Here is a 17672-nt window from a genome sequence, read left to right as displayed (position 1 = left end):
TCACTGCGGAAAACCGAACACTCCGCAACGTCACCCCGCTCTATCATCGTCTTCGGCAAATGGCGTCCCGGCGGTCGCGTCCGCCCCCGCGTCTGTCGATCGGCCGGGGCGCCCAACAATAGGGGAACGACGATGAAATTCATGCTGACCGACCGCGAATTGCACCCGCAAGCCAAACCCGTCGCCGACGATTTCAAGACCGGCGGCATCAACCGCCGCGAATATCTGGCCTTGATGGCCGGCCTCGGCGTCAGCGCCGCCGGCGCGTTGGCGCTGGGCGGGCTGGCCCCCACCCCTGCCCGCGCGGCGGAGCCGAAGAAAGGCGGCGTCCTGCGCGTCGCCATGAACGTCAAGGGTTTCAAGGACCCGCGCACCTTCGACGGCGTCGAAATGTCCAACGTCGCCCGCCACTGCAACGAATATCTGGTGCGCTGGAACACCGACTTCTCCTTCGAGCCCTGGCTGCTCGAAAGCTGGGAGGCGAGCGACGACGCCAAGACGCTCACCCTGCATGTGCGCAAGGGCATCACCTGGTCGAACGGCGATGCCTTCAACGCCGACGATGTCGTCCACAACCTCACCCGCTGGTGCGATGCCGGCGCGGCCGGCAATTCGGTCGCCGCGCGCATGGGCGCGCTGGTCAATGCCGACACCAAGAAGGTCGTTGACGGCGGCATCGAGAAGGTTGACGACTTCACGGTCAAACTCAATCTGCCAAAGCCCGACATTTCGCTGATTGCCGGCATGGCCGACTATCCGGCGCTGATCATGCACCGCTCCTATGAGGGCGACGCCGACCCGCTGAAGGCGCTTGCCATCACCACCGGCCCCTGCGAGCTGGTCAGCTGGGATGCCGAGACCGGTGCCGAGGTGAAGCGCAAGGAAAAACCCTGGTGGAAGGGCGAATTCCATCTCGACGGCATCAAATGGGTCGATTACGGCTCCGATCCCAACGCCATGCTGTCGGCCTTCGAATCCGGCGAGATCGACACCGACCACGAAACCGCCTCCGATGCCGTATCGCAGACCGAGACGATGGGGCTGATGAATTCCGAGATCGCCACCGGCTCCACCATCGTCGCCCGCTTCAATGTCGGCAACGCGCCCTATGACGACGTCAAGGTGCGCCGCGCCGCCCAGCTCGCCGTCGACAATTCCGCCGTGCTGGCGCTCGGCCTCGGCGGCCGCGGCAAGCCCGCCGACAACCACCATGTCGGCCCCATGCACCCCGAATATGCCGATATCGGTCCGGCCAAGCGCGACGTCGACCAGTCGAAGAAGCTGCTTGCCGAGGCCGGCAAGGCCGACCACGAGTTCGAGCTCATCTCCGTCGATGTCGAATGGCAAAAGAGCACTGGCGACGCCATCGGCGCGCAGATGCGCGAGGCGGGTCTCAAGATCAAGCGCACCGTGTTGCCGGCCGCCACCTTCTGGAACGACTGGAGCAAATACCCCTTCTCCTGCACCGAATGGCTCGGCCGCCCGCTCGGCGTCCAGGTGCTGGCGCTGGCCTACAAATCCGGCGCCGCCTGGAACGAAAGCGCCTACGCCAACCCCGAATTCGACACGCTGCTGGACAAGGCGCTGGCGACCCCCGACGCCAAGGCGCGCAAGGAGATCATGGCCAAGATCGAGCAGAATCTGCGTGATAGCGGCATCATCATCCAACCCTACTGGCGCTCGGTCTACCGGACCTACCGCAAAGGCGTCGAAGGCTGCGAACAGCACCAGGCGCTGGAGCAGCATTTCGAGAAGGTATGGATTGAAAGCTGAGGCCGGCACACTTGGGTTCCTCGCCCCCACGGGAGTGGGGGAGAGGTGGCCCGGCGAAGCCGGGACGGAGCGGGGGACGCCATTCCCCAAACGTGCAGCCTCCGCGAAGCCAAAACCTGATGAGGGATAGCTGTTGTGAAGGCAGGAAGACCGAAGCCGGAGCAAGATCTCCAGAGGTCGGCGCCGCCCCCTCACCCGACCTCCGCTTCGCTACGGCCACCCTCTCCCCGAGGGGAGAGGAGACTGTCAGCGCCGACGCCTCCTCTTCTCCCCCTCGGGGAGAAGGTGGCCGCGAAGCGGCCGGATGAGGGGGCTTCGTAAAGCGCTAGCTTCGCTCGCGGATGGCCGGCGCGAATGCCGGTGAGGCAGTTGCCTGAGCCCGCGCCGGCCACTGGCGAACTGATTAAGGTCCGCCGCCCGAATTCTCTACCGCTCCGAGTCTGCGCGATCAACCAACTCAGGGTTGGTGCGGACTGGTATGCCCGTTGCGTCGAAGATCGAAGCCGGAGCAAGATCTCCAGAGGTCGGCGCCGCCCCCTCACCCGACCTCCGCTTCGCTACGGCCACCCTCTCCCCGAGGGGAGAGGAGACTGCCAGCGCCGACGCCTCCTCTTCTCCCCCTCGGGGAGAAGGTGGCCGCGAAGCGGCCGGATGAGGGGGCTTCGTAAAGCGCAAGCTTCGCTCGCGGATGGCCGGCGCGAATGCCGGTGAGGCAGTTGCCTGAGCCCGCGCCGGCCACTGGCGAACTGATTAAGGTCCGCCGCCCGAGTTTTCTACCGCTCCGAGTCTGCGCGATCAACCAACTCAGGGTTGGTGCGGCCCCGTTGCGTCGTTGAAAAGGCGACGTCCGGCGACAGCGCCTGTCGGTGCGCGCGTCCCGACCAGCTCACCGCTCCGCCCTCAGCAGCGTCCAGATCCAGCCAACAAAGGTCAGCACCAGGAACGGATAACCGGCGGCGGGCAGCGGCGCCGAGGTCGGCAGCAAGGGCGCGCCCCACAGGATCATGCAAGCCGAGACGACGAACAGCACGGCGGCCACCAGTGCGGTGAGGCGCATCCACAGGGCAAAAGTCTTCGGCACGCTGACCATGATCAGTGCGGCGGCCCACAGCGAGATGCCGCCGACATAGGAGGGCACGCTGGCCTCCAGCCCCGCCGCATTGCCGGCCAGCAGCAGGCTCTCGCCGGCCAGGAAGGTCAGGAAGCCGGCAGCGACGCAGTCATTGCCCAGCCGCTGGTATTTCATCGTCAGCAGCGCGGTTGCGACCACGAGCGCCGCGCCGTCGATCGTCCAGAGTGTTTCGCGCAGAGGGGCGCTGGCGACGAAGGTGCCGGCGAGGCCGAAGGCGCCGCCGATGGCGAGGCCGATTGAGGCGGCGGTGTCGGAAGTGGAACGCATTTGAGATCTCCCCCAAGCTGCGGGAGGATACGGCAGGGTGACGGGTTGTCAAAGGGGAGCGCGATCTTTTCCAGGGCTCCGAACTCAGCTTAACAAAAGGCCGGAGGACGGCCAGTCCAGCGGTGTCGGCAGCTTTTGTGCCGGTGGGTTTTTGCGCCGATAGGAATTTATTCTTGACAGGGAGAGGGCAGCTATGCTACATATTTCCCTATGGTGCTGATTTGCGCCAATGACCCGCTGCCGAGGCGGTTTTTACGTTTGATGCTTCGCCAAAGAACGCGTCGGCGAAGGCTTCGAAGGAACCCGAATTTGCTGCCCTGCGATCTTCCCTTCTCCCCTTGTGGGAGAAGGTGGATTGCCGCAAAGCGGCAAGACGGATGAGGGGTATTCCATCTTGGCGAAACGTCACCGGTCACGACACCCAGCAAACCAGAACCACCACCGCCTCACTCCGTCCAGCAACCCTCATCCGTCTCGGCGTTGCGCGCCGATCGACCTTCCCCCACAGGGGAGAAGGCAAGAAGCGCCCGACCCTTCACATGCGGCGCCAGCCGGTGGATCGCCGCCATCGTGTTTGGCCCCCGAGATATCCAGTCCGATCGCAGTTCTGAAGTTCGTGCCCTCACAGTCCAGCGATCGTGAGGTGAGGTTGGTTTTTCAATGCCTTAAATACAAGTCTTATCTTGTTCTTCTTCTCGGTCGGCAACCCAGAATTTTGAAGGATACTGTGCAGAACGAGCCATTTTCCCATCCTTACACCGCACGGAAAACTCTTGTCCTGCGACGAAAATTTGCTCAGAATCGGTGAGAGAAAAGCCATGTCCGTTCTGATCTTATAATGGAAATCTTGCAAAGATTTCGCGCTTCGATTCATCGAGTTTAAGATCATGTTGCTGAACTCGGTGTACATGTCATCCCGTTTTGCTATCGGCATAAAGCCACCGACCAGACGACCTAGATGATCGTCATGGCGCCATGCGGCCTCGTGTTTTTTCAAGAAATTGAGGATGTGCGCTGCGTCCGCGAATCTATAGTACAGAGTTAAGCTGGCGTACATTTGGTAGAAGCCTTCAGCCCCTATAAGTTCTGCTGTCGACAGGGCCTTATTCCTAAATTCCGCCTCGTTGGACACCTTACCCATAGAGACCGCCTTAGCGTACTCGATCACAAAACTATCGTCACAAACGTAGCCATCCTTGATAATTTCATTAATCTTTTCAAGATCGTCAACGGTGAAACCATCGTGCGATAGGTATCGAAATGCAGAGGTGCGAATGTTGGGTCTCAGCCGGATCGCATCGTATACAAAAGTCCTGTCAATCTTTGCGCCGCTCTTGATCGCAAAGGTAAACATTCGTTTTAAAATCTTCTCTCCGTTTCCGTCATCGAAGGCCCGTCGTGCATGCCATTTAAGCAAAAGAGTAGGTAGCCGCTTAGCCGCTAGCACTGGGTCCTTATCCAAATATCGCTTTTGAAATACGTCGAGAATTTTATTCTCAAGAACTTTGAAGTGCTTTCGGGCTTCCCGATAGGTCAGTATGCGAGTTTTGCCGGAATTCAGTCGGAGTTGCCTCGTTTGGAGGGTCAGATCGATCGATTTTATTATTTTCTTTGCTTCCGCGATATTGTCGACACCGGCATCGATATCGTCCATAAAGCGCGCGTAATTGGCGAATTGCATGTCCTCCACAACCGCATCAAGCTCAAACAAAAAGCAATGCGCCAGCAGTCTCGGGGCGTCGATGTCGATTTGCGGCATTCCGACATCTCTTGTCGGCATGTAGTCCGGCTTCCAACACATGCCGGAAAGCATGTACATAAGGAAATCGATTATCGGTTCTCTGATGGTAACGGTTGAGACAATTACATTTCGGAGATGCGAGAAATCGATAAAGTCGTAGTAATTGGCGATATCTGCGATTACTATGTATTTATTTTCCTTAGAAAATCCTAGAATTTCTTTCTGAAAATCCAACCATGCTTTAATTGAGCCATATTCTGGTATGTCATCAACGCCCTTAGAAAAGGTGTGATCCTTAGGTTCAAAAAAAGCGTTTTTGGACGGGCCTTTAGACTTTATCTCGTGCCAGAAAGCGTCCGCCAGGCATTGCAGTGTCAAAGCGTCTTCTACAGACGGCAATGTCATTTGCCTGCATAAGCCTTTTGATTTTTCTACGAGATACCGCTTTGTTCCTGAAACGGAGTATTCCCCAGATTTTATTTTACTGACGATTCTCCTGCATATGTCGTCTATCTGAATGTTCACATCCAAGTAATCGATCGGGTCCGGCAGAAAGAAGCTTCGAAAATCAGTGTGGGTTTTTTCCTTCCAAGTTTTTTTCAAACTCTCATAATTGACAATCTGTCCGATGATTTTTTCTCGCAGAAAAAATTTCGGGGACCGTTGGCTCATGATCTTTGACCGTCAATCAGATGAAGGTGATTCGTTTCTCTCTATCGTATTTAAAGCTGATGGATGTCGCGATAGAGGATGGTCCCAAATCGTATCGGGCATCGCGGTCAAATGATCGATACGAAACTGCCTGCTAGACTGGCAACGAAGTGACTAGGATATCTGGTGTGGATGGAACGCGACCTAGCCGCGCGATCGACGGGTTCGCCGCCTGAGCTGCGATGTTAGACGGCCAGATTTAAACCTTTGACGCCTGACCCGCTGCCTGCGGCAGCTCCCACCCGGACATGCGCCTGCCATCGATCCACCGGATCGATGACTTGGCGCGCTCAGCGCGCCAACCGGCTTCTCAATCGCCCATCTTCAGCGCCTGAATAAACGCCTCCTGCGGGATATCGACCTTGCCAAACTGGCGCATCCGCTTCTTGCCTTCTTTCTGCTTGTCCAGCAGCTTGCGTTTGCGCGAGACGTCGCCGCCGTAGCATTTGGCGGTGACGTCCTTGCGCAGCGCCGAGATGGTTTCGCGGGCGATGACCTTGCCGCCGATCGCGGCCTGGATCGGGATCTTGAACAGGTGGTTCGGGATCAGCTCCTTCAGCTTCTCGCACATCTGCCGGCCGCGCTTTTCCGCTGCCGTGCGGTGCACCAGCATGGACAGCGCATCCACCGGCTCCTCATTGACCAGGATCGACATCTTCACCAGGTCGCCCTCGCGGTAGTCGGTCAGGTGATAGTCGAACGAGGCGTAGCCCTTGGAGATCGATTTTAGGCGATCATAGAAATCGAAGACGACTTCATTGAGCGGCAGATCGTAGATCAGCATGGCGCGCTTGCCGACATAGGACAGGTCGGCCTGGATGCCGCGCCGGTCCTGGCAGAGTTTCAATATGCCGCCGAGATAGTCGTCGGGCGTCAGGATCGTGGCGCGGATCCATGGCTCTTCGATCGCGGAGATTTTCACCACGTCGGGCATGTCGGCCGGGTTGTGCAATTCCTTCATCGAGCCGTCGGTCAGAGCCAGCCGGTAGACAACTGATGGTGCGGTGGCGATCAGGTCGAGGTTGAACTCGCGCTCCAGCCGCTCCTGGATGATTTCCAGATGCAACAGACCAAGGAAGCCGCAGCGATAGCCGAAGCCGAGCGCCGCACTGGTTTCCATTTCATAGGAGAAGCTCGCGTCGTTGAGGCGCAGCTTGCCGACGGCGGCGCGCAGATCCTCGAAATCGGCGGCGTCGACCGGGAACAGGCCGCAGAACACCACTGGCTGCGCCGGCTTGAAGCCGGGCAGCGCCTTGGCGGTGGCGCGCTTGTCCTCGGTGATGGTGTCGCCGACGCGGGTGTCGGCCACTTCCTTGATCGAGCCGGTGAAGAAGCCGAACTCGCCGGGGCCGAGCTCGTCGACATTGATGCGGGCCGGCGTGAACACGCCGGTGCGCTCGACCAGGTATTTGGCGCCGGTGCCCATCATGCGGATGGTCTGGCCCTTCTTCAGCACGCCGTCGATGATGCGCACCAGCACGATGACGCCGAGATAGGCGTCGTACCAGGAGTCGACCAGCATCGCCTTCAACGGCGCCGAAGCGTCGCCTTCGCGCGGCGGCGGCAACTGGTGGACGATCGCCTCCAGCACATCGGGAATGCCGAGCCCGGTCTTGGCCGAGATCAGCACGGCGTTGGAAGCATCGATGCCGATCACCTCCTCGACCTGTTCGCGGATGCGCTCGGGCTCGGCGGCCGGCAGGTCGACCTTGTTCAGCACCACGACGATCTCGTGGTTGTTGTCGATGGCCTGGTAGACATTGGCCAGCGTCTGCGCCTCGACACCCTGGCTGGCGTCGACCACCAGCAGCGAACCCTCGCAGGCAGCCAGCGACCGCGACACTTCATAGGCGAAGTCGACATGGCCGGGCGTGTCGATCAAATTGAGGATATAGTCCTCGCCATTGTTGGCACGGTATTTCAGCCGCACCGTCTGCGCCTTGATGGTGATGCCGCGCTCGCGCTCGATGTCCATCGAGTCCAGCACCTGCTCCTTCATGTCGCGCAGCTCCAGCCCGCCGGTCAGCTGGATCAGCCGGTCGGCAAGCGTGGATTTGCCATGGTCGATATGGGCGACGATGGAGAAATTTCGGATGTGGTCGAGGGGCGTGCTCATGGCGCGCGTTTAGCAGGGGGCGCTTGTCCGGGCAAGCGGCGCACCACTGCCGGGCAAGGGGCGCGGGCGTTTGTCGGCTTTATCAGGTGATTTCGCGAAAAATCGATAAATCTTAACCAAGTGCGTTAGAGCATAATTTGCGATCGGCATGTTAGCGGGAGGGAATATCTTTTGTGAGGATGAAGGCATGCGGGGGCTGGCAGGCAGGTTTATCGAGTCGCGGAGCGGCTCGTTCGCACCGATACTCATTCTCACCATGATCCCGCTGGTCACAGCGATCGGGTTTTCGGTCGACTACACCTCGGCGGTCCAGACCAGATCGGACATGCAGGCCGCGCTCGATGCCGCGATCCTGTCCATCACCACGATGGATACCGCCTCGACGCTGCCGCAGCGCCAGGTGGCGCTGCAGAATTCCTTCGCCGCCAACGGTGCACCGGTAGGGGCCGCCGCGACGCTGAACAGCTTCGATTCCACCACCGCCGGCGACGGTACCGCCGTCGCACAGGCCTCGGCAAGCTACGCCATGCCGACCGTTTTCATGCAGATCGCCAGGATCACCACCGTGCCGGTCGCCGTCACATCGTCGGTGCGCAAGACGCCGGCGCTGGTGGCGGCTACATTCAACGTCGATCACGTTTCAGGCTACTGGAACAAGACCATGACCCTGTACGGCCTTCCGTTCGGTTCGACCTCCACGACCCCAGCGACGGCCATGATGAAGGCCAACTACACCTACAAACCGTATAGTTATTCCTACACGGGCGGCGGGGGTAAGACTTATACCGCTGGCGAGCCGAAAGGTTACGGTACGACAACTATTTCCACTGTGTCGGGAACAACCGAGACGGTGGTTCAGAGCCAAGTGTGCACGACAGTAGGATCAACAACCGATTTCACTCCCACTGCGGGAGTTTACAGAAGCACCGCGGTGGCAAAAAGCGGAAAGACGAACGGCTCCACCATCTATTTCAAGACGACGTGCGCGACCACGAATTCCGACGGAAACAGCAGTGGCGCAGAAATCAACGTGAGCACGATGGACCATCTCTATCTGCAGATGGATGTGCCGTCCGGCCCGGTCAACCCGCTCAGGTCGGACTATGCAGACACGTCGAACCGGCTCTACCTCGGCGCCGGGTACAGCACCGCGGCACAAAAAGCCCTGGACCCTTCCAAATACCTTCCCGTCGAGGTTGACAGCAACACGGACGTCGACATCTTCAAGGCCGTGCCCTGCGGCGAGACCAGCGACCAGGCATGGGAAGACGGTGGCAACAATCCTCCACTGCCAGACGTTACGAACGCCGACTTCTTCTACAGCGTGATGGGCAGGTGCGCCTTCAACCGGCGCCCGTCCGACTCGCTGCTGACGCAGTAGACGCTGCTCTTCTTGCCTTCTCCCCTTGTGGGAGAAGGTGGATCGGCGCGTAGCGCCGAGACGGATGAGGGGTGCTGGACGGAGCGCAATAGCTGGCTAATCTAAGCCATGCCGCATCAACCTGTCCCGCCAGCCAAACGAAGCTTCGCCCGTTCGCTCCGGCGTGTAATGACGGAAGCGGAAGACCGGTTGTGGCATGAGCTGCGCGACCGCAGGCTCGACCGGATAAAATTTCGACGTCAGGTTCCTGTTGGAAAATACATTGCCGATTTCGTCTGCTTCGAAGCTGGCTTGATCATCGAAATCGATGGCAGCCAGCATGCGGAGTCGGAGTCTGACCGCGTCCGCAAGGCTGACCTAGCGGCGAGGGGCTTTCGCATTCTGCGCTTTTGGAACGATGACGTCCTGAAAGACTTGAACGCTGTCTGCGATACGATCATCGCCTATGTACGGGATACGAGTCTCCAGCCGTGGCGATAGTGGCGCCTTCTTCCTTCTCCCCTTTGGGGTCCGAAGGACGGGGCGAGACCAGTGGCTCGCCCCAGGGCGGTGGCCGAGCGAAGCTCGGTCGGATGAGGGGTGTCCCAGCTTGGCAATGACGGGTACTCCGTCACCCACCCCTCAACCGTCTCGGCGCTACGCGCCGATCCACCTTCTCCCACAGGGGGAGAAGGAAAAAATGCCAGATCACAAACCGGTGAGCGCTGTAACGAAGCGGCAGGCGGCGGCGAAGTGGGGATATCAGCGGCGCATACAGGCGCCGCCGCCCATGGAGCATGCCGATGTCGCGATCCCGCAATCTCGTAGTTTCCAGCCTTGGCGCGCTTGCGCTGGCAGTGTCGCTCGGCGCGGCGGCGGCCCAGCCGCTCACCGTAGTCGAGCTGTTCACCAGCCAGGGCTGCTCCTCCTGCCCGCCGGCCAACGCCAATCTGATCAAGGTCAAGGACCAGCCCGGCGTGCTGGCGCTGTCGTTCAACGTCACCTACTGGGACTATCTCGGTTGGAAGGACATTTTCGGAAAGCAGGAATTCACCCAGCGCCAGGTCAGCTACGAGCCGCGGCTCGGCCATGACGGGCCGTTCACGCCGCAGGTGGTGGTCAACGGCCATGCCGACGTCGTCGGCGCGGCGCCCGGCGAGATCGAAAAGCTGATCGCGGTGAGCGGCCAAACAAACGGCCCGTTAGTGTCGCTCGATGGCGGCAAGATCAATATCGGCGCCGGCAAGGCCCCGGCCGGCCGGGCCGATGTCTGGCTGGTGCGCTATGCCAAGGGCGTCGTCGAGGTGCCGGTGGCGCGTGGCGAAAACACCGGCCGCACGCTGCCGCACGCCAATGTCGTGCATGCGCTGAAGAAACTCGGCAGCTGGACCGGGGACGCCACGGCCTATCGGCTGCCCGCCGCATCCGGCGGCCTGAGCACTGCCGTGCTGGTGCAGTCGCCCGGTGGCGGACCGATCCTGGCCGCCGCGACCGATTAAATCACGCTTCAGCAAGAGATTGCGCAACGCCGCATGAGCGGCGTCGCAAGAACCCGGCCGCCGAAAGCGCGCCTTCAACGACCAACCTCAAGGAGAATATCATGACCACTTTGTCCCGCCTGACGCTGCCGGCGCTCGCTCTTGCTCTGTGCTCGACGGCGCTGCTTGCTGGCGGCATCGCTCGTGCCGACGACGCGGCCAACGCGATGAAGCCCGCGGCCAACGCGATGAAGCCGGCCGCCGACGCGATGAAGCCTGCGGCGGATGCGATGAAGCCTGCCGATCCGATGGCCACCAATTCCATGAAACCCGCCGCCGACGCCATGAAGCCGGCGGCTGACGCGATGAAACCAGATGCCATGAAGCCGGCCAATTAGCCCCGGTTGCCGGCCACGCGAATGTGAGCCTCCGCCGCAACTCGTGCGTCGCGCCGCCGTAACTGATGCAATAGACTGATCCCAATGGAAGCCATGAGGAGTGCAACCATGATCGACATCAAGATTTCCAACCGTTCGTTCGGCTTTGTCAAAGGCGCGCTCGCAGCGCTTGCGCTTGCGGCCGCTGGCGCCGCCTTCTGGCTGACGCCGGCGGTTTCCGCCGAGGATGCGGTGAAGATCCCGCCGCCGGCACTGGACGAAAAGGCGTCTGCCGGCAGCGAAAAGGCAATCTTCGCCGGCGGTTGTTTCTGGGGCGTGCAGGGCGTGTTCCAGCACGTCAAGGGCGTCACCAAAGCCGTCTCCGGCTACACCGGCGGCGACAAGGACACCGCCGTCTACGAGACGGTCGGCTCAGGCCGCACCGGACATGCCGAATCCGTCGAGATCACCTACGATCCGTCCAAAATCACCTATGGCCAGCTGCTGCAGGTCTATTTCTCGGTGGCCCACAATCCGACCCAACTCAACTTCCAGGGTCCGGACTCCGGCACGCAGTACCGCTCGACGATCTTCGCCGAAAACGACGCGCAAAAGAAGATCGCGCAGAGCTACATCGCCCAGCTCGACCAGGCCAAGGTGTTTGCCGACCCGATCGTCACCACGCTGGAAACCGGCAAGACCTTCTATCCGGCCGAGAATTACCATCAGGACTTCCTGACGCTGAACCCGACCTATCCCTACATCGTCTACAACGACCTGCCCAAGGTGGCGAACCTGAAGGCGCTGTTCCCGGCGCTGTACAGCGAAAAGCCTGTGCTGGTGCAGTCGGCGAGCAATTGAGTTCTCTCGAAGGAGAGGCGCCGGCGGGACAGCGCCCCCCTCTGCCCTGCCCGTCCTCCGCAGCAGCTGCGCTGCAGCTGCGGAGGGTGGACCGGGCATCTCCCCCTCAAGGGGGGAGATTGGCAGCTTCGCCCGTCTCGCTGCTCATACTGTGTCGAAAATTGGCGAAGGCAGCTAAGCGCATAGTCTCCCCCCTCGAGGGGGAGATGGCCGGCAGGCCAGAGGGGGGCGCCTCGCGCCATCCCTTCAATCATAAGTCAAATCCGTCGCCTTCCCGCCAAACACGCGATAGGCATAGAACGAATAGAAGATGATGACCGGCAGCACGACCACGGTGCCGGCCAGGATGATGGCCAGGCTTTCCGGCGCGGAAGCCGCTTGCCAGATGGTCAGGCGATCCGGCACCACGAACGGGTAGAACGACCAGGCGAGACCCGCAAAGCCGAGCGCGAAGATAGTGGCCAGCGTCAGGAACGGCGTCAGCGAATGGCGGTCGCCGGGTTTCGGCAGGTGGAAGGTCTGCCGCCACAGCCATAGAAACAGCAGCGCCGACAGGATCGGCAGCGGCGACAGATAGAGCATCGACGGCCAGACGAACCATTTGTCGAAGATGCGCGGGCTGGCGAAGGGCGTCGCCAGCGACACCGCGGCCATGCCGAGCGCGGTCAGCACCAGCGTCGTGCGCAGCCAGCGCACCGCCTTTTTCTGCAACTCGCCTTCGGTCTTGTAGATCACCCAGGCCGCGCCCATCGCCGCGTAGGCCGCGGCCAGGCAGAACGCCACCAGCACGCCGAACGCCACGCCGCCGAAGCCGACATCGAGGCCCAGCACATAGACGCCCAGCATATAGCCCTGCGCCAGCGAGGCGATGAGCGAGCCGAGGAAGAAGATACGGTTCCAGCGGTGCTTGCGCTCGGTCGGCACCTTGGCGCGGAAATCGAAGGCGACGCCGCGCAGGATCAGCCCGACCAAAAGCACGAACACGGGAATGTAGAGCGCGGTCAAGATGACGCCATGCGCCAGCGGGAAGGCGACCAGCAGCAGGCCGACGGCCAGCACCAGCCAGGTCTCGTTGGCGTCCCAGAACGGGCCGATCGCGGCGATCATCGTGTCCTGCTCTGCGTCTTGCGCGGCGGCGAACAGGATGCCGATGCCGAGATCGAAACCGTCGAGAATGACGTAGATCAGGATGGCGAGGCCCATCAGGCCGGCGAAGATGAGAGGAAGCGCGGTCGGCCAGTCGAAGCTCATTGTCTTACTCCCCCGCAGCCGGCTGCGACATCGGCGCGTTGAGCACGCCGGGCAGCGGCGAGTTGTCGCCGTCCTTCGCCGCCTTCAGCGCCAGGTGCACCAGCACACCGAGATAGGCGATCAACAAAAGCACATAGAGAATGAGGTAGATGGTCAGCGTCAGCGCGACATGGCTGCCGGCCACCGGACCGACCGCGTCGGCGGTCTTCAGCACGCCGGTCACCAGCCAGGGCTGGCGGCCGATCTCGGTGGTATACCAGCCGGCCAGCGTCGCCAGCCAGCCCGACAGCGCCATCGGCACCATCAGCATGGCGAGCGGTTTCGGCAGGCTGTGCCGGCGCTTGAGGAAGAAGGCCGCCGACCACGAGACGAGGAGCATCAGGACGCCCGTGCCGACCATGATGCGGAAGCTCCAGAAGATTGGAAAGACCGGCGGATGGTTGCCGGGATAGTCGTTCAGCCCCGGCACGACGCCGCTGGTCGAGTGCCGCAGCACGACGCTGGCGCCGTCGGGAATGGCGATCTCGAATTTGTTTTCACGGGCCGCCTCGTCAGGGAGCGCAAAAAGGACCAGCGGTACGTTGGGGCCGGTGTTCCAGTTGGCCTCCATGGCCGCGATCTTCTGCGGCTGGTGCTCCAGCGTGTTCAGTCCATGCTGGTCGCCGGCAAGGATCTGGATCGGGATCAGGATCGCTGCCGCGAAGACGCCGGTGCGCAGCGCCTTCCACATCGATTCCGAGCGGTCGCCGGTGAGATAGCGCAGCGCCGACAGGCCAGCGATCAGGAACGACACCGTCAGGCCGGAGGCGAGCAGCATATGCACCAGCCGGTAGGGCATCGACGGGTTGAAGACGATTGCCCACCAGTCGACTGCGTGCGCCACGCCGTCGCGCATTTCGAAGCCGGCCGGCGTCTGCATCCAGGAATTGAGCGCGATGATCCAGAACGCCGAGAGGGTGGTGCCGCCGGCCACCAGCACCGTCGCCAGCGTGTGGATGCGGTTGGAGACGCGGCGGAAGCCGAACAGCATGATGCCGAGGAAGGCCGCCTCGAGGAAGAAGGCGGTGAGGATCTCGTAGGCCAGCAGCGGCCCGGCGATGTTGCCGACCTTTTCCATGTAGTGCGGCCAGTTGGTGCCGAACTGGAAGCTCATGGTGACGCCCGATACCACGCCCATGGCAAACGACAGCGCGAACACCTTCACCCAGGTGAAATAGGCCCGCATCCAGGCGGAATCGTTGGTCGCATTATAGCGCAGCTTGAAGAACAGCAGCACCCAGCCAAGCGCAATGGTGATCGTCGGAAACAATATATGGAACGAAATATTCGCGCCGAATTGCATGCGCGACAGGATGAGCGGGTCCATGGGTGGGCTCCGGCTGCTTCTTATGGTTGAAGAATAGGGCGCAAGCCGGTCCTGGTCAAAGCGGCGTCCCGCCGCGAGGCGGAACGCCGCGGCGCCCTGCCAAGATGACGCATGCGTGCCGCCTTGCTTAACCTATGCGCCGGTGTCCGGTAGGTCGCCAAGCGCGTCCGGGTCGCGGGTCCATCGTGGCGGCTCGAGGCCTGCCATGGCCTTCCGGCAAGGACTTGTCGAGAACTGTCAGCAGCGCCATTGACTTCCGGTTGCATGCACCGACATTCGGCCTATATCAGGGGACCTCTTTCAAGCAGCCGTTTTCATCCATGCCCTCCATCCTGTCCATTTCCGGGGTCTCCAAGACCTACGCCACCGGTTTTACCGCGCTCAAGGAGGTCAATCTCGACATCCAGCGCGGCGAGATCTTCGCGCTGCTTGGCCCCAACGGCGCCGGCAAGACGACGCTGATCTCGATCGTCTGCGGCATCGTCAACCGCTCGTCGGGCACCGTCACCGTCGATGGCCACGACATCAACAGGGACTACCGCGCCGCGCGCAGCCTGATCGGGCTGGTGCCGCAGGAACTGACCATCGACGCCTTCGAGAGCGTCTGGGCCACCGTCAACTACAGCCGCGGCCTTTTCGGCAGGCCGGCCAATCCGGCATTCGTCGAAAAAGTGCTGCGCGACCTGTCGCTGTGGGACAAGAAGGATGCCAAGGCGATCACGCTCTCGGGCGGTATGAAGCGCCGGCTGATGATCGCCAAGGCGCTGTCGCATGAGCCGCGCATCCTGTTCCTCGACGAGCCGACCGCCGGCGTCGACGTCGAACTGCGCCAGGACATGTGGGCCATGGTGCGCCGGCTGCGCGAGGACGGCGTCACCATCATCCTCACCACGCATTACATCGAGGAAGCCGAGGCGATGGCCGACCGCGTCGGCGTCATCAACCGCGGCGAGATCATCCTGGTCGAGAACAAGGCCGAACTGATGCGCAAGCTCGGACGCAAGCGGCTGGTGCTGGAGCTGCGCAATCCGCTGACGGCCATCCCGGAAGCCTTCTCGCGCTACGCACTGGAGCTGTCGCCGGATGGCGGGCAGCTGACCTACACCTATGACAACCAGGCCGAGCGGCCGGGCGTCGCCTCGCTGATGCGCGATCTCGAGGCCGGCGGCATCCAGTTCCGCGACATCGACACGCAAAACAGCTCGCTCGAGGAGATCTTCGTCAATCTGGTGAGGAGAGAGCCATGAACCTGCGCGCAGGCATGAACTTTCGTGCAGTGTGGGCGATCTACCGGATGGAAATGGCGCGTGCCTTTCGCACCGTGCTGCAGAGCATCGTCTCGCCGGTCATCTCGACGTCGCTGTATTTCGTCGTCTTCGGCTCGGCGATCGGCTCGCGCATCACCGAGATCGACGGCATCAGCTATGGCGCCTTCATCGTGCCGGGGCTGATCATGCTGTCGCTGTTGACGCAGTCGATCTCCAACGCCTCCTTTGCCATCTATTTCCCGAAATTCGTCGGCTCGATCTACGAATTGCTGTCGGCGCCGGTCTCCTATCTGGAGATCGTCATCGCCTATGTTGGTGGGGCGGCGACCAAGTCGATCATCCTTGGCCTGATCATCCTGGCCACCGCCTCGCTGTTCGTGCCGCTCACCATCCTGCATCCGCTCTGGATGATCACCTTCCTGGTGCTGACAGCGGTGACCTTTAGCCTGTTCGGCTTCATCATCGGCATCTGGGCGAAAAGCTTCGAGCAATTGCAGCTGGTGCCGCTCCTGATCATCACGCCGCTGACCTTCCTCGGCGGCAGCTTCTATTCGATCAACATGCTGCCCGGCATCTGGCGCACGGTGACTTTGTTCAACCCGGTCGTCTATTTGATCAGCGGCTTCCGCTGGAGCTTCTACGGCAAGTCCGACGTGTCGGTCGGCATCAGCCTCGGCATGACGGTTGTTTTCCTGGCTGTCTGCATCGCCATCGTCGCCTGGATATTCAAGACGGGTTATCGGCTCAGGAACTGACGGACTTGGGTTCCTCGCCCCACAAAGTGGGACCGCTTCGCGGGGCGAGGAATCAAGAACTGCCAACCACCTCAAATCGCCTTGACCAGCCGCAGCAGCCCCAGCATCTCGACATAGCTCCCCTCGCGGAAGGCGATGTAGACCGGCTCCTCGACACCGTGGAAGCGGCGCTTGAACGCCGCCTGGCCCTGCAAATTGAACCTGCGGCGGTTGACCCAGGGCGAAGAGTAGGCGCGCTCGAAGGCAGTGCGCCAGAAATCGCTTTCGGCAAATCCGCTCGGGCCGATATCGACGAGCGGCGACAGGCCAAGCGTGGCCAGCGAGATGCCCTCTTCGCGAAAACGGTCGACGGCGAATTTGGTCAGCCCGATCTCTGCATGCGGCGAGGCATCGACGTGCTTGCGCTTGAAGGCGGTGGTGTAGCCGATCACCTTGCCATCACGGAACAACGGGTCGAAGTCGAGCAAAGCGACCAGTTCGCCATCGGGACCGTGCAGGACGAAACGGCGCATATCGGTGCCGAGATGGTTGGCGAACGGGCGGTTGAGAAAGCCCATTTCCCAGCGCTTGACGATGCGGTCGCCGCGCCAGTTTTGCGAAAGCCGGGCGATCTCGTCGAGGTGGATCGTGCGCTTGTCCTCTTCGAACGAAAAGCCCTTCTTCAACAGCCAGCGCTCGGAGTAGCGCACGGTCTCGTTGCGCTTTCCGGAAAAATCATGCTCGGGCAAGGTGAGACGGGTGTCGATGCCGAACCGATTGACCTTATAGCCGAGCCCGGCCAGCACCCGCGCGGTCTCCTCGCCGATCTGCACGAACCACGGACTAACGGCGCTCTCGACAAAGCGTCTGATATAGTCGGGCCGACGAGCCGGAGCCGCCACCGGATCGCCGAGCGCGAAATGATGCTTCATCTTGGTGCCGAAGGCGATGTAGCCGTCGGCGTCGCCGAAATAGGAAAGCTTGTTCTGCACGGCGGTGGAATAGGCGAGCGAGAAGTCGCCGTGGCGCTGGACAATTGCCAGCCGTTCGACATGGGTCAGCGCCTGCCGCTCGACTTTGGGCGCGGCGCCCTCAAGGATGTTGTCGAAATAGATCCGCAAGGAGGGCATGGTCGAGATTCCGCGTGCCGCCACAGCGCCGCGCGTTCAAGACGCGCAAAGCTGCTGTAACACTTTGATTCTGCGCATGACCGCGAAAATCGAACCCGATTTCGGGC

The 17672-nt window shown here is 61.4% G+C and carries 14 protein-coding genes; 8 read left to right on the top strand and 6 right to left on the bottom strand.

From position 1 onward, the window contains the following. Nucleotides 1-132: 132 nt before the first annotated feature. Nucleotides 133-1773 (top strand): ABC transporter substrate-binding protein, encoded by a 1641-nt coding sequence (locus ACSQ3L_RS04295; RefSeq protein WP_436158810.1) that lies wholly within the window; start codon nucleotides 133-135, stop codon nucleotides 1771-1773. An 886-nt stretch (nucleotides 1774-2659) separates the two neighbouring features. Here ACSQ3L_RS04295 and ACSQ3L_RS04290 read toward each other — a convergent pair. The 3 genes from ACSQ3L_RS04290 to lepA all read right to left on the bottom strand — a co-directional run bounded on the left by ACSQ3L_RS04290 (nucleotide 2660) and on the right by lepA (nucleotide 7740). Further along, the gene (locus tag ACSQ3L_RS04290) at nucleotides 2660-3172 is read right to left on the bottom strand and encodes a hypothetical protein (protein WP_436158809.1); all 513 of its coding nucleotides are present in this window, start codon (nucleotides 3170-3172) and stop codon (nucleotides 2660-2662) included. 622 nt (nucleotides 3173-3794) lie between these two features. Next, complete coding sequence (locus ACSQ3L_RS04285; RefSeq protein ID WP_436158808.1) at nucleotides 3795-5585, bottom strand: RNA-directed DNA polymerase; 1791 nt, start codon at nucleotides 5583-5585, stop codon at nucleotides 3795-3797. A gap of 349 nt (nucleotides 5586-5934) precedes the next feature. Beyond that, nucleotides 5935-7740 carry a translation elongation factor 4 gene (gene lepA / locus ACSQ3L_RS04280; protein ID WP_436158807.1) on the bottom strand — a complete coding sequence of 602 codons (1806 nt, stop codon included), beginning with the start codon at nucleotides 7738-7740 and terminating at the stop codon, nucleotides 5935-5937. 187 nt (nucleotides 7741-7927) lie between these two features. Here lepA and ACSQ3L_RS04275 point away from each other — a divergent pair, with 187 nt between their 5' ends. The 5 genes from ACSQ3L_RS04275 (at nucleotide 7928) to msrA (ending at nucleotide 11816) form a co-directional block, all read left to right on the top strand. After that, nucleotides 7928-9121, top strand: coding sequence for a TadE/TadG family type IV pilus assembly protein (locus ACSQ3L_RS04275; protein ID WP_436158806.1), 1194 nt, complete (start codon nucleotides 7928-7930; stop codon nucleotides 9119-9121). A gap of 108 nt (nucleotides 9122-9229) precedes the next feature. Further along, a complete protein-coding gene (locus ACSQ3L_RS04270) occupies nucleotides 9230-9601 on the top strand; it encodes an endonuclease domain-containing protein (protein WP_436158805.1) in 372 nt (123 codons plus the stop codon). A gap of 302 nt (nucleotides 9602-9903) precedes the next feature. After that, nucleotides 9904-10599 carry a DUF1223 domain-containing protein gene (locus ACSQ3L_RS04265; protein WP_436158804.1) on the top strand — a complete coding sequence of 232 codons (696 nt, stop codon included), beginning with the start codon at nucleotides 9904-9906 and terminating at the stop codon, nucleotides 10597-10599. A gap of 101 nt (nucleotides 10600-10700) precedes the next feature. Then, complete coding sequence (locus tag ACSQ3L_RS04260; protein WP_436158803.1) at nucleotides 10701-10976, top strand: hypothetical protein; 276 nt, start codon at nucleotides 10701-10703, stop codon at nucleotides 10974-10976. Between the two features lie 108 nt (nucleotides 10977-11084). Then, the gene (gene msrA / locus ACSQ3L_RS04255; RefSeq protein WP_436158802.1) at nucleotides 11085-11816 is read left to right on the top strand and encodes a peptide-methionine (S)-S-oxide reductase MsrA; all 732 of its coding nucleotides are present in this window, start codon (nucleotides 11085-11087) and stop codon (nucleotides 11814-11816) included. Nucleotides 11817-12062: 246 nt separating this feature from the next. Here the strand turns inward: msrA and ACSQ3L_RS04250 are convergent, their stop codons facing one another. Together ACSQ3L_RS04250 and ACSQ3L_RS04245 are read right to left on the bottom strand one after the other, a co-directional pair. Then, entirely contained in the window at nucleotides 12063-13067 is a 1005-nt protein-coding gene (locus ACSQ3L_RS04250; protein WP_436158801.1) for a cytochrome d ubiquinol oxidase subunit II, read from the bottom strand. A 4-nt stretch (nucleotides 13068-13071) separates the two neighbouring features. Next, on the bottom strand, nucleotides 13072-14433 hold the full coding sequence (locus tag ACSQ3L_RS04245; protein WP_436158800.1) for a cytochrome ubiquinol oxidase subunit I: 1362 nt from the start codon (nucleotides 14431-14433) through the stop codon (nucleotides 13072-13074). A gap of 320 nt (nucleotides 14434-14753) precedes the next feature. On the opposite strand from ACSQ3L_RS04245, the gene ACSQ3L_RS04240 reads away from it, so the two are divergent. Beyond that, nucleotides 14754-15680 carry an ABC transporter ATP-binding protein gene (locus tag ACSQ3L_RS04240; RefSeq protein WP_436158799.1) on the top strand — a complete coding sequence of 309 codons (927 nt, stop codon included), beginning with the start codon at nucleotides 14754-14756 and terminating at the stop codon, nucleotides 15678-15680. A gap of 14 nt (nucleotides 15681-15694) precedes the next feature. Next, nucleotides 15695-16456, top strand: a complete 762-nt coding sequence (locus ACSQ3L_RS04235; RefSeq protein WP_436163378.1) for an ABC transporter permease — start codon at nucleotides 15695-15697, stop codon at nucleotides 16454-16456. Between the two features lie 71 nt (nucleotides 16457-16527). On the opposite strand, the gene ACSQ3L_RS04230 is transcribed toward ACSQ3L_RS04235, so the two are convergent. Further along, nucleotides 16528-17565 (bottom strand): phosphatidylglycerol lysyltransferase domain-containing protein, encoded by a 1038-nt coding sequence (locus tag ACSQ3L_RS04230; RefSeq protein WP_436158798.1) that lies wholly within the window; start codon nucleotides 17563-17565, stop codon nucleotides 16528-16530. Between the last annotated feature and the right edge of the window lie 107 nt (nucleotides 17566-17672).

The sequence above is a fragment of the Mesorhizobium sp. LjRoot246 genome (genome assembly GCF_964254115.1).
Lineage (GTDB): Bacteria > Pseudomonadota > Alphaproteobacteria > Rhizobiales > Rhizobiaceae > Mesorhizobium.
This window is presented reverse-complemented; position numbering and strand designations above follow the sequence as displayed.

Coding starts and splice junctions, on each gene's coding strand:
- msrA (WP_436158802.1), top strand. CDS start 11,085: ATGATCGACATCAAGATTTCCAACCGTTCGTTCGGCTTTGTCAAAGGC.
- ACSQ3L_RS04285 (WP_436158808.1), bottom strand. CDS start 5,585: ATGAGCCAACGGTCCCCGAAATTTTTTCTGCGAGAAAAAATCATCGGA.
- ACSQ3L_RS04235 (WP_436163378.1), top strand. CDS start 15,695: ATGAACTTTCGTGCAGTGTGGGCGATCTACCGGATGGAAATGGCGCGT.
- ACSQ3L_RS04270 (WP_436158805.1), top strand. CDS start 9,230: ATGCCGCATCAACCTGTCCCGCCAGCCAAACGAAGCTTCGCCCGTTCG.
- ACSQ3L_RS04265 (WP_436158804.1), top strand. CDS start 9,904: ATGTCGCGATCCCGCAATCTCGTAGTTTCCAGCCTTGGCGCGCTTGCG.
- lepA (WP_436158807.1), bottom strand. CDS start 7,740: ATGAGCACGCCCCTCGACCACATCCGAAATTTCTCCATCGTCGCCCAT.
- ACSQ3L_RS04290 (WP_436158809.1), bottom strand. CDS start 3,172: ATGCGTTCCACTTCCGACACCGCCGCCTCAATCGGCCTCGCCATCGGC.
- ACSQ3L_RS04245 (WP_436158800.1), bottom strand. CDS start 14,433: ATGGACCCGCTCATCCTGTCGCGCATGCAATTCGGCGCGAATATTTCG.
- ACSQ3L_RS04260 (WP_436158803.1), top strand. CDS start 10,701: ATGACCACTTTGTCCCGCCTGACGCTGCCGGCGCTCGCTCTTGCTCTG.
- ACSQ3L_RS04275 (WP_436158806.1), top strand. CDS start 7,928: ATGCGGGGGCTGGCAGGCAGGTTTATCGAGTCGCGGAGCGGCTCGTTC.
- ACSQ3L_RS04240 (WP_436158799.1), top strand. CDS start 14,754: ATGCCCTCCATCCTGTCCATTTCCGGGGTCTCCAAGACCTACGCCACC.
- ACSQ3L_RS04250 (WP_436158801.1), bottom strand. CDS start 13,067: ATGAGCTTCGACTGGCCGACCGCGCTTCCTCTCATCTTCGCCGGCCTG.
- ACSQ3L_RS04295 (WP_436158810.1), top strand. CDS start 133: ATGAAATTCATGCTGACCGACCGCGAATTGCACCCGCAAGCCAAACCC.
- ACSQ3L_RS04230 (WP_436158798.1), bottom strand. CDS start 17,565: ATGCCCTCCTTGCGGATCTATTTCGACAACATCCTTGAGGGCGCCGCG.